Source organism: Methylobacterium sp. Leaf100, assembly GCF_001422845.1.
Classification (GTDB): domain Bacteria; phylum Pseudomonadota; class Alphaproteobacteria; order Rhizobiales; family Beijerinckiaceae; genus Methylobacterium.
The window spans coordinates 39046-55630 of the sequence record NZ_LMMW01000006.1 but is presented as its reverse complement, the minus strand read 5'-3'; the positions used below and the strand labels follow the sequence as shown (position 1 = coordinate 55630).

16 protein-coding genes are annotated in these 16585 nt (G+C 69.1%); 12 read left to right on the top strand and 4 right to left on the bottom strand.

The features are described 5' to 3' along the window. Nucleotides 1-8: 8 nt before the first annotated feature. From ASF25_RS06005 to ASF25_RS05990, 4 genes are all read left to right on the top strand, one after another. A complete protein-coding gene (locus tag ASF25_RS06005) occupies nt 9-1133 on the top strand; it encodes an MlaE family lipid ABC transporter permease subunit (protein ID WP_244472916.1) in 1125 nt (374 codons plus the stop codon). A 121-nt stretch (nt 1134-1254) separates the two neighbouring features. After that, nucleotides 1255-1977, top strand: coding sequence for an ABC transporter ATP-binding protein (locus tag ASF25_RS06000; protein ID WP_244474187.1), 723 nt, complete (start codon nt 1255-1257; stop codon nt 1975-1977). 62 nt (nt 1978-2039) lie between these two features. Beyond that, nucleotides 2040-3122 carry an MlaD family protein gene (locus tag ASF25_RS05995; protein WP_056167491.1) on the top strand — a complete coding sequence of 361 codons (1083 nt, stop codon included), beginning with the start codon at nt 2040-2042 and terminating at the stop codon, nt 3120-3122. Nucleotides 3123-3225: 103 nt separating this feature from the next. Then, nucleotides 3226-3810 carry an ABC-type transport auxiliary lipoprotein family protein gene (locus ASF25_RS05990; RefSeq protein ID WP_056167489.1) on the top strand — a complete coding sequence of 195 codons (585 nt, stop codon included), beginning with the start codon at nt 3226-3228 and terminating at the stop codon, nt 3808-3810. Between the two features lie 68 nt (nt 3811-3878). On the opposite strand, the gene ASF25_RS05985 is transcribed toward ASF25_RS05990, so the two are convergent. From ASF25_RS05985 to thiE, 3 genes are all read right to left on the bottom strand, one after another. After that, entirely contained in the window at nt 3879-4508 is a 630-nt protein-coding gene (locus ASF25_RS05985) for an XRE family transcriptional regulator (protein WP_056167485.1), read from the bottom strand. 93 nt (nt 4509-4601) lie between these two features. Continuing rightward, nucleotides 4602-5408: a bifunctional hydroxymethylpyrimidine kinase/phosphomethylpyrimidine kinase gene (thiD, locus tag ASF25_RS05980; protein ID WP_056303876.1), complete on the bottom strand. Its 807-nt coding sequence runs from the start codon at nt 5406-5408 to the stop codon at nt 4602-4604. 27 nt (nt 5409-5435) lie between these two features. After that, nucleotides 5436-6146 carry a thiamine phosphate synthase gene (thiE, locus tag ASF25_RS05975; RefSeq protein WP_056303874.1) on the bottom strand — a complete coding sequence of 237 codons (711 nt, stop codon included), beginning with the start codon at nt 6144-6146 and terminating at the stop codon, nt 5436-5438. Between the two features lie 136 nt (nt 6147-6282). On the opposite strand from thiE, the gene ASF25_RS05970 reads away from it, so the two are divergent. The 6 genes from ASF25_RS05970 (at nt 6283) to ASF25_RS05945 (ending at nt 12399) form a co-directional block, all read left to right on the top strand. Continuing rightward, nucleotides 6283-6849, top strand: a complete 567-nt coding sequence (locus ASF25_RS05970) for a sugar O-acetyltransferase (protein WP_056303872.1) — start codon at nt 6283-6285, stop codon at nt 6847-6849. Nucleotides 6850-6938: 89 nt separating this feature from the next. Further along, nucleotides 6939-7952 carry a hypothetical protein gene (locus tag ASF25_RS05965; protein WP_244472915.1) on the top strand — a complete coding sequence of 338 codons (1014 nt, stop codon included), beginning with the start codon at nt 6939-6941 and terminating at the stop codon, nt 7950-7952. 132 nt (nt 7953-8084) lie between these two features. Beyond that, nucleotides 8085-9107 (top strand): quinolinate synthase NadA, encoded by a 1023-nt coding sequence (gene nadA / locus ASF25_RS05960; RefSeq protein ID WP_056261131.1) that lies wholly within the window; start codon nt 8085-8087, stop codon nt 9105-9107. After that, nucleotides 9104-10630, top strand: coding sequence for an L-aspartate oxidase (locus tag ASF25_RS05955; RefSeq protein WP_056303870.1), 1527 nt, complete (start codon nt 9104-9106; stop codon nt 10628-10630). The genes nadA and ASF25_RS05955 overlap by 4 nt, the downstream gene beginning before the upstream one ends. A 37-nt stretch (nt 10631-10667) precedes the next feature. Next, on the top strand, nt 10668-11531 hold the full coding sequence (nadC, locus tag ASF25_RS05950; RefSeq protein ID WP_056303868.1) for a carboxylating nicotinate-nucleotide diphosphorylase: 864 nt from the start codon (nt 10668-10670) through the stop codon (nt 11529-11531). Nucleotides 11532-11730: 199 nt separating this feature from the next. Beyond that, nucleotides 11731-12399, top strand: a complete 669-nt coding sequence (locus ASF25_RS05945) for a L,D-transpeptidase (protein WP_056167464.1) — start codon at nt 11731-11733, stop codon at nt 12397-12399. 68 nt (nt 12400-12467) lie between these two features. Here the strand turns inward: ASF25_RS05945 and ASF25_RS05940 are convergent, their stop codons facing one another. Beyond that, nucleotides 12468-12812 carry a DUF6460 domain-containing protein gene (locus ASF25_RS05940; RefSeq protein ID WP_056303867.1) on the bottom strand — a complete coding sequence of 115 codons (345 nt, stop codon included), beginning with the start codon at nt 12810-12812 and terminating at the stop codon, nt 12468-12470. Between the two features lie 205 nt (nt 12813-13017). Between ASF25_RS05940 and ASF25_RS05935 the strand changes: the two genes are divergently transcribed. Continuing rightward, complete coding sequence (locus tag ASF25_RS05935) at nt 13018-13980, top strand: alpha/beta hydrolase (protein WP_056167456.1); 963 nt, start codon at nt 13018-13020, stop codon at nt 13978-13980. Between the two features lie 23 nt (nt 13981-14003). Continuing rightward, nucleotides 14004-16574, top strand: a complete 2571-nt coding sequence (locus ASF25_RS05930; protein WP_056303918.1) for a ligase-associated DNA damage response DEXH box helicase — start codon at nt 14004-14006, stop codon at nt 16572-16574. Nucleotides 16575-16585: the final 11 nt, after the last annotated feature.

Sequence of the window (16585 nt, the reverse complement as noted above, 5' to 3'; positions counted from 1 at the left end):
CTGAGACCCTGCCGAACCCGGACGTCGCCGACGCCTCCGCCCTCACGGGTGGACGCATCGCCCTGCGCGGGCGCTGGACCGTCGACCAGGGCAACGCCGTGGAGGCCGCCGCCGCGGGAATTTTTCGCGATGCCGAGAGGGGCTCCGTCGTCGTCGACCTGACGGGGGTGACCCGCCTCGATACCCTCGGGGCCTGGGTCCTGGAGCGGACCCGGTCGGAGATCGAGGCCGCGGGCGGGCGCCTCGCCTACGCGGGTGCCAGCCCCGAACACCGAATTCTCCTGGGCGAGGTCAAGCTGCCCGCGGCCGAGCCCGTGTTGGCACGGCGCGGCCGGATGTTCGGCTTCCTGCACGACCTCGGCAAGCGCGTGGTCGGCGCCCGCTCCGACCTCGTCGCCGGTCTCGCCTTCTTCGGGGAAGTCGTCACCGCCTGCATCCGGGTCGCGGCCCGGCCCGGGACGTTCCGCGGAACCGCCTTCGTCAACCAGCTCGATCAGGTCGCCTTCCGGGGCGTGCCGATCATCGTCCTCATCTCGTTCCTCGTCGGCGGCATCGTCGCCCAGCAGGGCATCTTCCAGCTCCAGCGCTTCGGGGCGCAGAGCTTCGTCGTCAACCTCATCGGGCTCCTCATCCTGCGCGAGCTCGGCGTGCTTCTCACCTCGATCATGGTGGCGGGCCGCTCCGGCTCGGCCTTCACCGCCGAGATCGGCTCGATGCGGATGCGCGAGGAGGTCGACGCCCTCCGGGTCATGGGCCTCGATCCCATCGAGATCCTCATCGTCCCGCGTATCCTCGCCCTCGTGGTCGGGCTGCCGATCCTCGCCTTTCTCGCATCCCTCGCAGCGCTCGCCGGCGGCGGCCTGACGGCGGCGCTCTACGGTGGCATGACCACGGAAGCTTTCCTCGCCCGGCTGCAGGTGGCGGTGTCGTTCCACCACGTCGCCGTGGGGCTGATCAAGGCGCCGTTCATGGCATTGATCATCGGAATCATCGCGACCATCGAGGGCTTTGCCGTGGAAGGCTCGGCCGAATCCCTCGGGCGCCACGTCACGGCCTCAGTCGTGAAGTCAATCTTCATGGTCATCGTCCTCGATGGGCTCTTCGCTGTTTTCTTCGCGGCAATCGATTTCTGACCCTGTGCAGACCGAACGCGCCCAGGCCGAGCGGCCGACCCGTGAACACGTAGCCGGCACAGAGCCGGACGCGATCATCCGCGTCCGCGACCTCGTCGTTGGGTTCGGCTCGAAGATCGTCATGAAGGGCCTCGACCTCGACATTCGCCGGGGCGAGATCCTGGGCTTCGTCGGACCCTCGGGCCAGGGCAAGTCGGTGCTGACCCGGACCATCCTCGGTCTCGTACCCAAGCGGTCGGGCCGGATCACCGTGTTCGGCGAGGACGTGGACGGCCTCACCGTCACCCGGCGCCGGCAGATCGAGCAGCGCTGGGGCGTACTGTTCCAGCAGGGCGCCCTGTTCTCGGCGCTGACCGTCAAGCAGAACATCCAGATGCCCATGCGCGAGCACCTGAACCTGTCCGAGCGCCTGCTCGACGAGTTCGCGCGTCTCAAGATCGAGATGGTTGGTCTCAAGCCCGATGCCGCCGACAAGCTGCCGTCGGAACTCTCCGGCGGCATGATCAAGCGCGCGGCCTTGGCCCGCTCCCTGGCCCTCGACCCGGAGATCCTGTTCCTCGACGAACCGACCTCGGGCCTCGATCCCATCGGCGCCGGCGAGTTCGACGAACTCGTCGCCACCCTGAAGCAGACCCTGGGCCTGACCGTGTTCATGGTCACCCACGACCTCGATAGCCTCTACACCGCCTGCGATCGCATCGCGGCGCTCGGCGACGGCCAGATCATCGCGCAGGGCACCATTTCCGAGATGCTGGAGAGCGACCATCCGTGGTTGCGCTCCTACTTCCACGGCAAGCGCGGCCGCGCGGTCATCCCCAACGGCACGCGCCATGCGGCGGCCTGATCCCCTTCACCGTGTGGTGACGCACCGCGCGTCCACCCCGAACCCGGGCAATCGCTGATCCGATGGAGACTCGCGCGAACTACGCCCTGATCGGCGCCTTCACCCTCGCCGTGCTCGTCGCGGCCTTCGGCTTCGTGTTCTGGCTGCAGGGCGGCTCGCGCAGCCAGGCTCGTCAGGCCGTGCGGATCGTCTTCTCCGGCAGCGTCGGGGGCTTGGCCAAGGGCTCGACGGTGGCGTTCAACGGCATCAAGGTCGGCGAGGTCACGGACGTGCGCCTGCTGCCGCAGGACCCGCGCCGCGTCGTCGCCGTGGTCGAGGTCGAGCGGACCACGCCGCTCCGCGCCGACACCCGCGCGCGCCTCGATTCGGCGATGCTGACCGGCGTCTCCACCATCTCGTTGTCCGGCGGCAACGCCGATGCACCGGCCCTGGGCACCGGTACGGGCGACCAGATGCCGACGATCTTCGCCGATTCGTCCGACATCCAAGACATGATGGCGGCGGCCAAGCAGATTGCCCAACGGGCCGACGACGTACTCCAGCGCCTCGACAAGGTGGTGGCCGGCAACGAGGGCGCCATCAACCGGACGCTGGCCAACGTCGAGGCGTTCTCGAAGACCCTGGCGGATGCCGGACCGGCCGTGAGCGGCTTGGTGAAGGCCATCGATGGACAGAAGCTCAACCGCGTCATCGACAATGCGGATCGCTTCTCGGCGGCGCTGGCGGCCGGCAGTCCCGACATCGAAGGCGCCCTCAGGGACGCGCGCGGGATGATGGCCAAGCTCAATACCTCGGCCGACCGCGTCGACGCCGTACTGAAGGGGGCCGAGGGCTTCCTCGGTTCGGCCTCGGGTTCCGCCGGGACCAGCACGTTCACGGAGGTGCGTGAGGCCGCTATCTCCGTTCGCGACGCGGGCAAGGCGTTCCGCACCCTGTCGGAGAACCTCGACAAACGGACGTCGAACATCGCAACCAGCTTCAACCGCCTCAGCGGCACGGGTCGGCGCGAGGTCGAAGCCCTGTCCACGGACGGGCAGCGCACCCTCAACACCCTCAACCGCACGGTGAAGAACCTCGAGCGCGACCCGAGCCAGGTGATCTTCGGCGGCAAGCCGTCGTTGCCGGAATACAACGGTGGTCGTTGAATGCTGTTTTGCCGGGATGAGGGTGTCCCGGCGCACGGCACGAAACGAGCTTTGCCGTAGTTTGTCCCTCGCAGCCTGTCGCGCTGCGAAGTCCGGATCGCGTATGACCCACTTTTCACCGGCCCTCGCCCTCGGCGTGAGCCTGCTCGCCGTGGCCCTCGGTGGCTGCGGCGGCGCCGTGCCGCTCACCTTCGACCTCGCCGCGCTCCCGCCCTCGGGTCGGGTCAGCGCGTCCGCGCGCTCCGTCACCGTGGCCGAGCCCGTCGGTATCCAGCCGTTCGAGGCCGACCGCATCATCGTGCGCGAGCCCGGCGGAGCCCTGTCCTTCCTCGGCGGCGCCCAATGGGCCGACCGGCTGCCGCGGCTGATCCAGACGCGCCTGATCCAGAGCCTCGAAAATTCCGGTCGCTTGAAGTCCGTGAGCCGGCCGGGCGACAAGATCGTCTCGGATTTCCAGCTCATCTCCGAGATCCGCGCCTTCGACATCGCTGCGGGCTCGGGCGAGGCAGTGGTGGACCTCTCCGCCAAGATCATCGCCGAGGGCACCGGAAAGGTCGTTGCCGCTCGGGTGTTCACGGCCCGCATCCCGGTGGCGAAGGTCGATGTCGCCTCGGCCGCCGTGGGGCTCGACGCGGCGCTCGCGCGGGTGCTCGGCGAAATGGTCGTGTGGGTGAATTCCGGCCGTTGAGGCCTTCGGACGGATGATCGTTCGCGGACGTAGCGCTCATTCCCGAGAGCGGTGTGTCCACCAAACGATCATTCCATCACGGCCGCCTTCATGATCACCACCATGATGGCGCGGGCCGGCTCCGGACCGATGCAGCGCACCGTGTGCGGACGGTCGCAGCGATAGCGCAGGGTCTCGCCCGCGCGGGCGCGCTGGACCGTGCCGGCGACTTCGACTTCGAGCTGCCCCGTGGTGACCGTGAGGGATTCGACCGAGCCGCGCTGGTGCGGATCGGAATCGAGGATACCGCCGGGATCGGCCGACACCTCGTACCATTGCAGCCACTCGACGGTCTTGATCCACCCGACGATGGCGAGCCGCACCTTGCCGTCGTCCGAGACGAGGATCGGCGTGTCGGCGCGCGAGGTCTTCTCGATGAACGGCTCTTCGTCGCTGGTCGCCAACACGCGCTCGATGGACACGTCCAGTGCCTGGCTCAAGCGCCAGATGGTGGCCAGGGTCGGGTTGGTCTCGTTGCGCTCGATCTGGGAGATGATCGACTTCGCGACCCCCGATTGCTCCGCGAGTTCGGACAGCGAGAGGTTGTAGGCCTTGCGCAAGCGCTGGATCGTCTTGCCGAGCTGACCCGAAAGCAGTTGGGCGCCCGTCAGGATATCCCGCTGCCGCCCGCGCTCGGGGGTCGTCACCTGATCGTCCATTGTCCCTGTAACCCGCCGGATCGTTCCGTACATCGAACGAACGTGCGGTACTTCAAACGCAAAATTCGAACACGCGCAAGGCGGGCAGTGGTCTCAGGTCCACAGGGCGTGGAAGTGATGAACCGGTCCGTGTCCTCGCCCGACCTGCATCGTATCGGCCGCCTGGAGGGCGGCGGTCAGGTAGCATTTGGCGTCCCTGACCGCTTCGACGAGGGGGCGCTTGTGCGCAAGCCCTGCCGCCACCGCCGCCGACAGGGTGCAGCCGGTGCCGTGAGTGTTGCGGGTGGCGACCCGGGGAGCGGCGAACCGGCGCAACGTTCCATCGGCGCACAGCAGATGATCCACGCTCTCGTCGCCCTCCCCATGGCCGCCCTTCACCAGAACCGCCCGGGCTCCGAGCGCCAGGAGTTGCCGTGCTTGCGCCACGGCTTCGTTCTCGCTCCTCGGCGCTGCGGCGCCGATCAGCGTTCCGGTTTCCGGCAGGTTGGGGGTGACGAGATCGGCGAGCGGAAGGAGCAGGTGGCGCAGGGCCTCCACCGCGTCCTCCGAGATGAGCCGGTCGCCGCTCGTCGCCACCATCACGGGATCCAGCACGATGGGAATATTCCGGGCATGCCGGCGCAAACCCGCCGCCACGGCCTCGATGGTCGCGACCTGCGACAGCATTCCGATCTTCACCCCCGTCACCGCGAGGTCGCCGAAGACGCTGTCCATCTGCGCCGCGACGAAGGCCGCCGGTACGTCGTGGATGCCCTGGACTCCCTCTGTGTTCTGGGCTGTCAGCGCGGTGACGACGCTGGCGCCGTAGACGCGCAGGGCCGCGAAGGTCTTCAGGTCCGCCTGGATGCCGGCGCCCCCGCCCGAATCCGAGCCCGCTATGGTGACGGCGATGGGGGTCATGGCGTGCCTTTGCGTCCTGCGACGACCTTACGGAACCGCGGCGCGGGCGGCGAGGGCCGAATCGACCCGGTGGCGCAGGTCGCGCGCCCGCGCCTCGACATCATCCCCGGCGAACAGGGCGGAGATGATCGCAACTCCGTCCGCTCCGGCCGCGATCACGGCCGCCGCGTTGCTCGAATCGATGCCCGCGATGGCCCCGAGGGGGAAGTTCTGCCCCCGCGCGAGGCGGCCCCGGAACAGGATGCGGCCGAGGCCATCGAGGCCGACGGGCGGGTCGGGGTTGTCCTTGCTCGCGGTGGAGAACACACCGCCGATGCAGGCGTAATCCACCGGCAGCCGGTAGAGCTCGTCGGCCTGCGCTCCGGTCTTCAGGGTCAGGCCGACGATGGCCGAGCGCCCGAGGAGGCGGCGCGCATCGGCCGGATGGAGATCGGACTGGCCGAGATGCACGCCCTCGACGCCCGCGGCGAGGGCGAGGTCGACGCGATCGTTCACGAGAAGCGGGACATGGCTCCCCGCGAGGGCTTCGTGGATCGCCCGGATGCGCGCCAGGGCGGCACGGGCATCGTCGATGTTTTTTTCGCGATACTGGAGGAGGGTGCAGCCGCCGCGCGCCGCCGCGCTCGCCAGTGCCGCGAGCCGCCCGACATCGGTGCCGCAGAATCCCGTGTCGAGGATTCCGTAGAGGCGCAGATCCACCGGCACCGTGCGCCCCGGCGCGTCGTCCCGTCCGATCACAGCGTTCTCCCCGGTCAGCCCCGTCCCATTCGTCTTACGGGCTGGTTCCCATGCCGCAAGGGCCCGCGAAGGTGGAAGCTCGGGAGCTTGACCGGTGGGGCGGCGTTGGTGGGGCGAACACAATTGGGGGATCCGCATGGACCGTACGCCGAAACAGAAGATGCTCGCGGGCGAGCTCTATCATCCCGACGACCCCGAGATTCAGGCCGATGCCGGCGCCTGCAAGACCTGGATGGTGCGCTACAACGCGGCCCTCGGTCTGTCGCCCGGCGACCGGCGCGCGCTCCTGCGCGAGCGCTTCGCAGCCGTCGGCGACGAGTCCGTCATCCGGCCGCCCTTCCACTGCGATTACGGCCTTCACATCACTCTGGAGGACCATGTCTTTCTCAACTTCGGCTGTGTGATCCTCGATTGTGCCCCGGTCCATATCGGCGCGCGCACGCAGATCGGACCCGGGGTCCAGATCCTCACGGCGGATCATCCCCGCGATGCCGCTTCCCGCGAGGCCGGTTTGGAGTTCGCGCGGTCGATCCGGATCGGCCGCAACGTCTGGATCGGCGGCGGCGCTCTCATCCTGCCGGGGGTGACCGTCGGCGATCACGCGATCGTCGGCGCCGGCAGCGTGGTGACCCGGGACGTGGCCGAGGGGGATACGGTGGTGGGAAACCCGGCCCGGCCCTTGCCTCGGCGGGAGGAAGCCTGACCCATAGGCCATGCCGTTTGGCCGTTCATCACGGCGGCGCGATGTGCCATGAGCACGCGGCACGATGTGCAAAATGCACGCGGTGCGAGATGGAGGCTGACCAGGTGACGACGGTGAAGGACTCGCAGGGGCGCGACAACGCCTCGCTCGTCAACCCGTCCGCCGTGGGGCTCGTCGCCGTCATCATCGCCGCGACGGACGGCGAGCCGCGGGCCCTGACGGTGCAGGTCGAGGGGCAGGCGCCGGGCCGTTCGGACGGACTGCCCGCCGGGCCCCTCGTGCCCGAGCACCCGACCCTGGAACGTGGGCTGCGAGCGTGGGTCGAGCGCCAGACCCATCAGCGCCTCGGTTACGTCGAACAGCTCTACACCTTCGGCGATCGCGACCGTCAGGGCGACGAGAGTCAGGGCCTGCATTCCCTGTCGGTGGCCTATCTCGCGCTGGTTCGCGAGGTTCGACCCGGCGGTCTCGCCGAGGCTTCGTGGCGCAACTGGTACCGCTACCTGCCCTGGGAGGATTTTCGCGAGGGCCGGCCGGCGGCCCTGGCCGAGATCGAGCCGAAACTCCTCGCCTGGGCCGGCGGGACCGGCGACCCGAAGCTGAAGCGCCGGCGCGAGGATCGCCTCAGCCTCACCTTCGGCCTGTGCGACGGCACCTGGAACGAGGAGCGCGTGCTGGAGCGCTACGAACTGCTGTTCGAGGCAGGCCTGATTCCCGAGGCGCAAGGCCAGTCGGGTGCCGCGAGCCCCGCCGACCTCCCGGTGACCGGACAACCCATGGCGTTCGACCATCGCCGGGTGCTTGCCACCGCCATCGGGCGCCTGCGTGGCAAGATCAAGTATCGGCCCGTTGTCTTCGAGCTGATGCCGCCGACCTTCACGCTGTTCCAGCTTCAGCGCACGGTGGAGGCTCTGTCGGGGACCAATCTGCACAAGCAGAACTTCCGCCGGCTCGTCGCTCAGCAGGGTCTGGTCGAAGAGACCGATGGGGTCACCAGCGGTGCCACCGGCAGGCCGGCCCGCCTCGTTCGGTTCCGGCGCGAAGTCCTCCTCGAACGCCCTGCCCCGGGCTTCCGCCTCAGGCCGGCGAAACGCCCCACCTGACAGCCGCGGCGCACCATCGAGGGTGCGCCGCAAAAACGTTATGCTCAAGTCCAGCATATCTAGACAAGTGCGGATTGGGCCCCTACGTTAGTCGGCACAATGCTCATTTTGAGCATAAGTGAGGACGCATCCATGGCGGCCACCAGTCTTCCGATCGCTCCGGCGCCCGCGGTTTATGCCGGCCTGCCCCTGCCCGATATCTACGCGCGGGTCGCCCGGCACGTGCCCGCCATCGAATGGCCGGCGCTCGCCGATGACGTTGCGGCGATCCTGGAACTGAAGAAGACGCGCAACGCGGTCATCCTCGCCCACAACTATCAGGCGCCGGAAATCTTCCATACGGTGGCGGACATCGTCGGCGACAGTTTGGCGCTGGCTCGCGAGGCCGTGACGGTGGATGCCGACGTGATCGTGCTGGCCGGCGTGCATTTCATGGCCGAGACCGCCAAGCTCCTCAACCCGGGCAAGACCGTCCTCATTCCGGACATGGCCGCCGGCTGCTCGCTCGCCGATTCGATCACCGCCGCCGACGTGCGGGGGCTGCGCGAAAAGTATCCCGGCGTTCCCATCGTCACCTACGTCAACACGTCGGCGGCCGTTAAGGCCGAATCCGACCTCTGCTGCACATCCGGCAATGCCGTCGACGTGGTTCGGTCCCTCAACGCGCCCCGCGTTCTTATGATTCCCGACGAGTTCCTCGCCCAGAACGTGCAGGCCCTGGTGCCCGAGGTGGAGATCCTCACCTGGGCCGGTCATTGCGAAGTCCATGAACTCTTCACCCCGGCGGATATCCACGCCGTGCGCGAGAGCTATCCGGGCGTCACGGTCATCGCTCATCCCGAATGCCCGCCCGACGTGGTGGCCGAAGCCGATTTCTCCGGCTCGACGGCGATGATGATGAACTTCGTGACCGAGAAGCGCCCCCGGCAGGTGGTGCTCGTGACCGAGTGCTCGATGGGCGACAACATCGCGGCGGCCAACCCGGACATCGAGTTCATCAAGCCGTGCAACCTGTGCCCGCACATGAAGCGCATGAGCCTGAAGAACATCCGCCGCGCCCTCGAGACCCTGACTCACGAGGTCACGGTCGAACCCGAACTCGCCGACCGGGCGCGCTTGGCGGTGGAGCGCATGCTCGCGGTGCGGCCGCGATGAACGCGCACGCACCCTTCTCCTTCGCGACGCCGGACCGCGTCATCGTCATCGGAGCCGGCGTCGCCGGTCTCGCGACGGCGCTTCGCCTCGCACCGCGTCCCGTCACACTGGTCACGGCGAGTCCCCTCGGGCTCGGCACCGCCACGGGCTGGGCGCAGGGCGGCATCGCCGCCGCCATGGGTGAGGACGACGCACCGGCCCTTCACGCCGCCGACACCCTGGCGGCGGGCGCGGGCCTGAGCGAGCCGGAGGTCGCCGAACGCGTCGCGGCGGCCGGCCCTGGCCTCATCGAATGGCTCGTCGGCCTGAATGCCCCGTTCGACCGGGATACCGTCGGGGCCCTCGCGCTCGGGCTCGAGGCTGCCCATTCCCGCCGTCGCATCGTACGAGCCGGCGGCGATTCGACCGGTCGTCTCGTCCTCGAGACCCTGGTACGGGCCGTGTCCGCCACGCCGTCCATCGACGTGGTCGTGGCGCAAGCGCGTCATCTGATGCACGACCGTCAGGGTGCGATCGCGGGCGTTGTGTGCGAGCGCGGCGGTACGCGGCTGCGTCTGGCGGCCCGCGCCGTGGTGCTCGCCACCGGCGGGATCGGTGCACTCTACGCATCGACGACCAATCCGCGCGGCGCCACCGGGGCCGGCCTTGCCCTGGCGGCCCGGGCCGGTGCCAGCCTGCGCGACATGGAGTTCGTTCAGTTCCACCCCACCGCCATCGCGGTCGGCGCCGATCCGATGCCGCTTGCCACCGAAGCCCTGCGCGGCGAGGGCTCGCGGCTCGTCGACGGACTGGGTGCCCCGATCATGGCCGGCATCACGGGTGGGGATCTGGCGCCCCGGGACGTCGTCGCCCGGGCGATCTTTCAGGCGCAAGCACGGGGCACGCAGGTGTTCCTCGACTGCCGCGGCGCCTTGGGCGCTCGCATGGCCACGCGGTTTCCCACGGTCGCCGGTTTGTGCGCGACGGCCGGCATCGATCCGCAGCACGAGGCGATCCCCGTGCGGCCGGCGGCGCACTACCACATGGGCGGCGTGAGGGTGGATGGCAGCGGCGCCAGCACCGTACCGGGGTTGTTCGCCTGCGGCGAGGTCGCGTCCACGGGCCTGCACGGCGCCAACCGCCTCGCCAGCAATTCGCTTCTCGAAGCCATGGCGTTCGCGCCCTGGATCGCCGAGGCCATTGAGGCCGTTCCGGTCCCGGGGGCCGCGCAGGCGGTGCCGGAGCAGCCCCGTCCGGCGTCGGATCTGCCGACGATCCGCGCCATCATGGAGCAACGCGTCGGCGTCGTGCGCGATGCGGACGGCCTCGCGGAGGCGGTCCGTCGGCTAATGCCAGCAGCCGAGGCCGGCTGCGACGCCGCCCTCGTCGGGCTCGTGGTCGCCACATCGGCCCTGTCGCGTCGGGAGAGCCGGGGGGCGCACTGGCGCAGCGACTGTCCCGATCAAGCTCCGGTCCGGCACACCGAAACGACCTTGGCCGAAGTCCTGAGCTCTTCGGCAGTCGACGCACCCGCCTTCGCCTGATTCCGGCCCACTGCCCGAAACGCCCGGGAGGGATTCCATGACCGACGATCTGCACCTCGTCCCGCTGCCCCGCCTCATGGTCGAGCCCATCGTGCGGGCAGCCCTGCTGGAGGATCTCGGCCGGGCCGGCGACATCACCACCGACGCCATCGTGCCGGCATGCTTAACGATGAACGCCGTCATCGCCGCCCGCCAGGACGGCGTGATCTCCGGCATCGACGCCGCCGTCCTCGCCTTCGGCCTCATCGATCCGGCCGTGGTGGTGACGGTGGTGCGCGGCGACGGCGCCACCGTGGCGCCGGGCGACGTGGTGATCCGCCTGTCCGGCCCGGCGCGGGCGATCATCACCGCCGAGCGGGTGGCCCTCAATCTCCTGTGCCGTCTTTCGGGTGTCGCCACGGCCACGGCGGGCCTCGTCACGGCGGCGCGGCCGCACGGCAGGGCCAGCATCGTCTGCACCCGCAAGACCACGCCGGGCCTGCGTGCCCTCGAGAAGCATGCGGTCCGGGCCGGCGGCGGCTCGAACCACCGCTTCGGCCTCGACGACGCCGTGCTCATCAAGGACAACCACGTGGCGGTGGCCGGCGGCATCGTCCCGGCCATCACCCGGGCGCGGGCCCATGTGGGCCACCTCGTCAAGATCGAGTGCGAGGTCGACACCCTGGCCCAACTCGAAGAGGCCCTCTCCGTCGGCGCCGACGCCGTGCTCCTCGACAACATGAACCCGGATCAACTGCGCGAGGCCGTGCGGATGATCGACGGGCGCGCCATTTCGGAGGCCTCGGGCCGGATCACCCGCGAGACCGTCGGGGCGGTGGCTGCGTCTGGCGTCGATCTGATCTCCTGCGGCTGGATCACCCACAGCGCGCCGATCATCGATCTCGGTCTCGACGATGCTTGAAGGTTTGGCCTGAAACCGAAGGACCTTACGGCCAAGGCGCCACACTGTGGCCATGGAGTCACGACGTCGCGGCAAGCGATGCTGCACCGCGGATAGAGCTTGGCTTTGAAACCCCAGCGTTTACGTCTTGGGCATTCTTCGCGCGGTACCGTGCGTCGAGCTGATCGCCGTGATTTCCGACTGCCCTCGAGAGGCCCCGATGCGCCGTTTCGCCCCCGCCCTCACCGGGCTCGCCTGTGCGCTTGGCGCGTGGGCATCGCCCGCTGCCGCCTACGAGATCGACCCTCTAACCCGCCAGCCCCTGGACAACGCCCTGGTCCTGCGGGTGCGCCCGCAGGCCGAGCCGGTGGCCGTCGTCGCCGTGCCGACCTCCAACGCATCGCTGTCGCCGGCCGACCCCATGGCCTCGGCCGTGCCGCAGATGTCGGCGATCCAGCGCGAGCAGGTGGCTTATTCCGGCAATTACGCCCCCGGCACCATCGTGGTCTCCACGGCCGAGCGTCGCCTGTACTACGTGCTCGGTGACGGCCAAGCCCTGCGCTACGGCGTCGGCGTCGGCCGGCCCGGCTTCACCTGGGGCGGCGTTCAGACCATCACGATGAAGCGCGAATGGCCCGATTGGCGTCCCCCGGCCGAGATGCTGCGTCGCCGTCCCGATCTGCCGCGCTTCATGAAGGGCGGCCTTGAGAACCCCCTCGGCGCCCGCGCCATGTATCTCGGCAATTCGATCTACCGCATCCACGGCTCCAACGAGCCGGAAACCATCGGCACCGCCGTCTCGTCGGGCTGCATCCGCATGACCAACGACGACGTGGCCGACCTCTACACCCGCGCCAAGGTCGGCGCGAAGGTCATCGTGGTTCGCTGAACGGTTCGCTCACGAGCGGGCATTCGAGAAAGGCCGGTGGAAACGCCGGCCTTTCTTCGTTCTTGACCTCACTTCGAAACGGCGAAGAATCGCGACAGCAGCCAGAGGGGCACCACAACCACGGCGCCAGCCAGGATCCAGCGTCCGAAATCGTGGAAGGTGTCGAGGCCGAGATCGACGAGGGCTCGAACGGCATCGTAAGCGTGCCAGAACAGAAGGCCCGGCGTCACCCCGAGCATGGCCATGACGGCGCCGACCAGGATCGACAGGAACAGCAGTTTGGCGAACACCGCCGCCGGCGAACCGCCGAGGAAACGGCGAAGGGCCGAGCGACGACCCGGTTCGGGATAGGCGCCGGCATAGGGCTGGCCGGGAAACGGCGGCGGGCGGCGCGGATCGTGATCGAGGCTCATCGGGCGAGGGTTTCCTTGCGGCGCGCGGCGAATGCGGTCTCTCAACCCCCCGAAGCCGGCGGAAGCGTGACCGAATCGACACACTTTGGCGAAACCGGACGGACGCTCGGGCGTTAGGCGGGTTGCTGTCGATAGCCCAGGTGGCAATGCCGGCTGCGCGGTCCAAGTTGGAACGACCTCTTTTTACGATGAAACGAAGCGATTCATGATCGACCACGCCCTGTTCGACCCGGCGACGATCGATCCGGACACCAAACGGCTCAACGCCGAGATCATCGCGGCACATGCGGCCCAGGCCGACCCGTGGTCGATCCCCATCGCGGCGGTCCGCGAACGCCGCCGCCAGGGCACCAAGGCCTCGCCGGCCATGCCCCGCAGCGTACGAGCCGAAACGGTGACCATCGACGGGCCGGGCGGTCCGCTCGCGCTTCGCATGATCCGCCCCGATGCCAGAAAGTGGCCGAAGGCGCGCGGCGCCTATCTGCACATCCATCGCGGCGGCTGGGTCTGGGGCGCTGCCGACGAGCAGGACCCGTGGCTTGAGCGGATTGCCGACACCTGCGGCTTCGTCTGTCTGTCCGTCGAGTATCGGCTCGCGCCCGAGCACCCCTATCCGGCGGCCCTGGAGGATTGCGAGGCCGCCGCCCTGTGGCTCGCCGGTCCGGGTCGGGCGGAACTCGGCATCACGGCCCTCACCATCGGTGGCGAATCGGCCGGCGCCCATCTCGCCGTGATGACCCTCCTCCGCCTGCGTGACCGGCACGGTCTGCCGCGCGCTTTCCGGGGTGCCAACCTCAATGCCGGGTTCTTCGACCTCGGCCTGACCCCGAGCGTGCGCAATTGGGGCGACGAGCGCCTCGTGGTGAACACCAAGGATCTGACCACTTTCGCCAACGACTACGTTCGGGATGGCATCGATCGCCGTCGCCCCGACGTGTCGCCGCTCTACGCCGACCTCGCCGGACTGCCCCCGGCCCTGTTCACCGTCGGCACCCACGACCCCCTCCTCGACGACACCCTCTACATGTCGTCGCGCTGGGCCGCTGCCGGAAATGGCGGCCATACGGCGATCTATCCCGGTGGATGCCACGTCTTCGTGCGCTATCCCGGTGCCCTGACGGAGCGGGCCCTGGAGCTCATCGATCGTTTCCTCATGGCCCTCGCCTGAGCGCCACCCCCCCGCACCATGCGCTGCCCGAGGTCCTGCCCGACCGGTTCGCGGATTGGTTCACCGCGCGCGGCTGGACACCCCGCCCGCACCAGCTCGACCTTCTCGCCATCGTGCGCGCGGGTCGCTCCGCCTTGCTGGTCGCCCCCACGGGCGCCGGCAAGACCCTTGCGGGCTTCCTGCCGAGCCTCACGGCCCTGGCGGAACGTCCGCCGGCAAAGAAATCACGAGGCCTGCACACCCTCTACATCTCGCCCCTGAAGGCGCTCGCCGTCGACATCGCCCGCAACCTCGAAGCACCGATTGCCGAAATGGGCCTGTCGATCAGTGTCGAGACCCGCACGGGCGACACGCCGTCCCATAAGCGCACCCGGCAGGTCGAGCGACCGCCCGACATCCTGCTGACCACGCCCGAACAGCTTGCGCTCCTCATCGCCCACCGCGAGGCGTCCGAACTCTTCTCCAATCTGTCCTGCGTCGTGCTCGACGAGTTGCACGCCCTGGTGACGTCGAAGCGCGGCGACCTCCTGTCCCTGGCCTTGGCGCGGCTGCACCGGCTCAGCCCGGGCCTGACGGCGATAGGCCTCTCCGCCACCGTACGGGAGCCGGACGATCTGCGGCGGTATCTCGTGCCGCAGCGCCACGCCTCGGCGGACGAGCGCGGGTCCCCAACCCTCTCCCTCCAGGAGCGGGAGCACGGTGGTGCTGACGAAGCCGGCGTGCCCGAGCCTCCCATGGCCGACCTCGTCGTCGTACGGGGCGGCGCGGCGCCCGACCTTCACATGCTCGACACCGGGCTCACGCTCCCGCTCGCCGGTCACACCGCCTGGCAGGCGATGCCGGCGATCTACGATCTCATCGGTCGTCACCGCACGGTGCTGGTCTTCGTCAACACCCGGCTCCAGGCCGAGTACACCTTCCAGGAACTCTGGCGGATCAACGAGGAGTCGTATCCGATCGCGCTGCATCACGGCTCCCTCGACGCCACCCAGCGCCGCCGGGTCGAAGCCGCCATGGCGGCGGGCCAGTTGCGCGCCATCGTCTGTACCGCGACCCTCGACCTCGGCATCGATTGGGGCGACGTCGATCTCGTGGTCAACATCGGCGCGCCGAAGGGGGCGAGCCGGATCATGCAGCGCATCGGCCGTGCCAACCACCGCATGGACGAGCCCTCGAAGGCCTATCTCGTGCCGGCCAACCGCTTCGAGATCCTCGAATGCCAGGCGGCCCTCGACGCCGTCGAGGCCGCCGCGCAGGACACGCCGGATGCGCGCCTCGGCGCCCCGGACGTGCTCGCCCAGCACATCCTCGGCATGGCCTGTGCCGACGCGTTCGACCCGCTCCGGCTCTACGACGAGATCGTCTCGGCCGCCCCCTACGCTACCCTGAGTTGGGAGGATTTCGAGGCGGTGGTCGATTACGTCGCCACCGGTGGCTACGCTCTGCGGGCCTACGAACGCTTCGCCAAGATCCTGCGCGGTCCCGACGGGTTGTGGCGGGTGCGGGACGCCCGCACGGCGCAGCAATACCGGATGAACGTCGGCACCATCGTCGAGTCGGCCAAGGTGAAGGTCCGCCTCGCCCGGGCGAACCGGGCACGCCCCGGCGCCGTGCTGCCGCGCGGCGGGCGGGTCCTCGGCGAGATCGAAGAGGATTTCGCCGATACGCTGACCCCCGGCGACACTTTCCTGTTCGCCGGCGAGGTCCTGCGCTTCGAAGGCCTCACGGAGGACGAGGCGCTCGCCACCCGTGCCGGACCCGGCACCGACCCGGCGATCCCGTCCTATGCCGGGGCCAAGTTCCCGATCTCGACCTTCCTCGCCGCGCGGGTGCGGGCGATGATCGCCGATCCGTTCGAGTGGGACCGCCTGCCGAAACAAGTCTCGGACTACCTCGTCCAGCAGCGCACCCGCTCGGTGCTGCCCGGCCCGACGGGCCTGCTGGTCGAGACGTTTCCGCGCTCGGGGCGCTACTACCTCACGGCGTTTCCGTTCGAGGGGCGGCTCGCGCACCAGACCCTCGGCATGCTCCTCACCCGCCGCCTGGAGCGCGCACGGATGCGGCCTCTGGGCTTCGCCGCCAACGATTACGGCATCGCCATCTGGATGACCCGCGATCTCAGCGCGCGCATCGCCACCGAGTCGGACTTCCTCGAAGCCTTGTTCGCCGAGGACATGCTCGGCGACGATCTCGAGGCATGGCTCGACGAATCGGCGATGATGAAGCGCACATTCCGGCAATGCGCCGTCATCGCGGGGCTCATCGAGCGCCGTTATCCGGGGCAGGCCAAGACCGGGCGCCAGGTCACCATGTCCACGGATCTAGTCTACGACGTCCTGCGCAAGCACCAGCCCGACCACCTGCTCCTGCGCGCGGCGCGGCAGGATGCGGCAACCGGACTCCTCGACGTGAAGCGCCTCGGTGTGATGTTGAGGCGCATCCAGGGGCGAATCGTCCATAAGGCCTTGGACCGCGTCTCGCCCCTGTCCGTCTCCGTCATGCTCGAAATCGGGCGGGAGAAGGTCTACGGCGAGGGCGCGGACGAGATCCTGGCCGAGGCCGAGGCGCAGCTTCTCGAAGAGGCGCTCGGCTGACGTATTGTCCT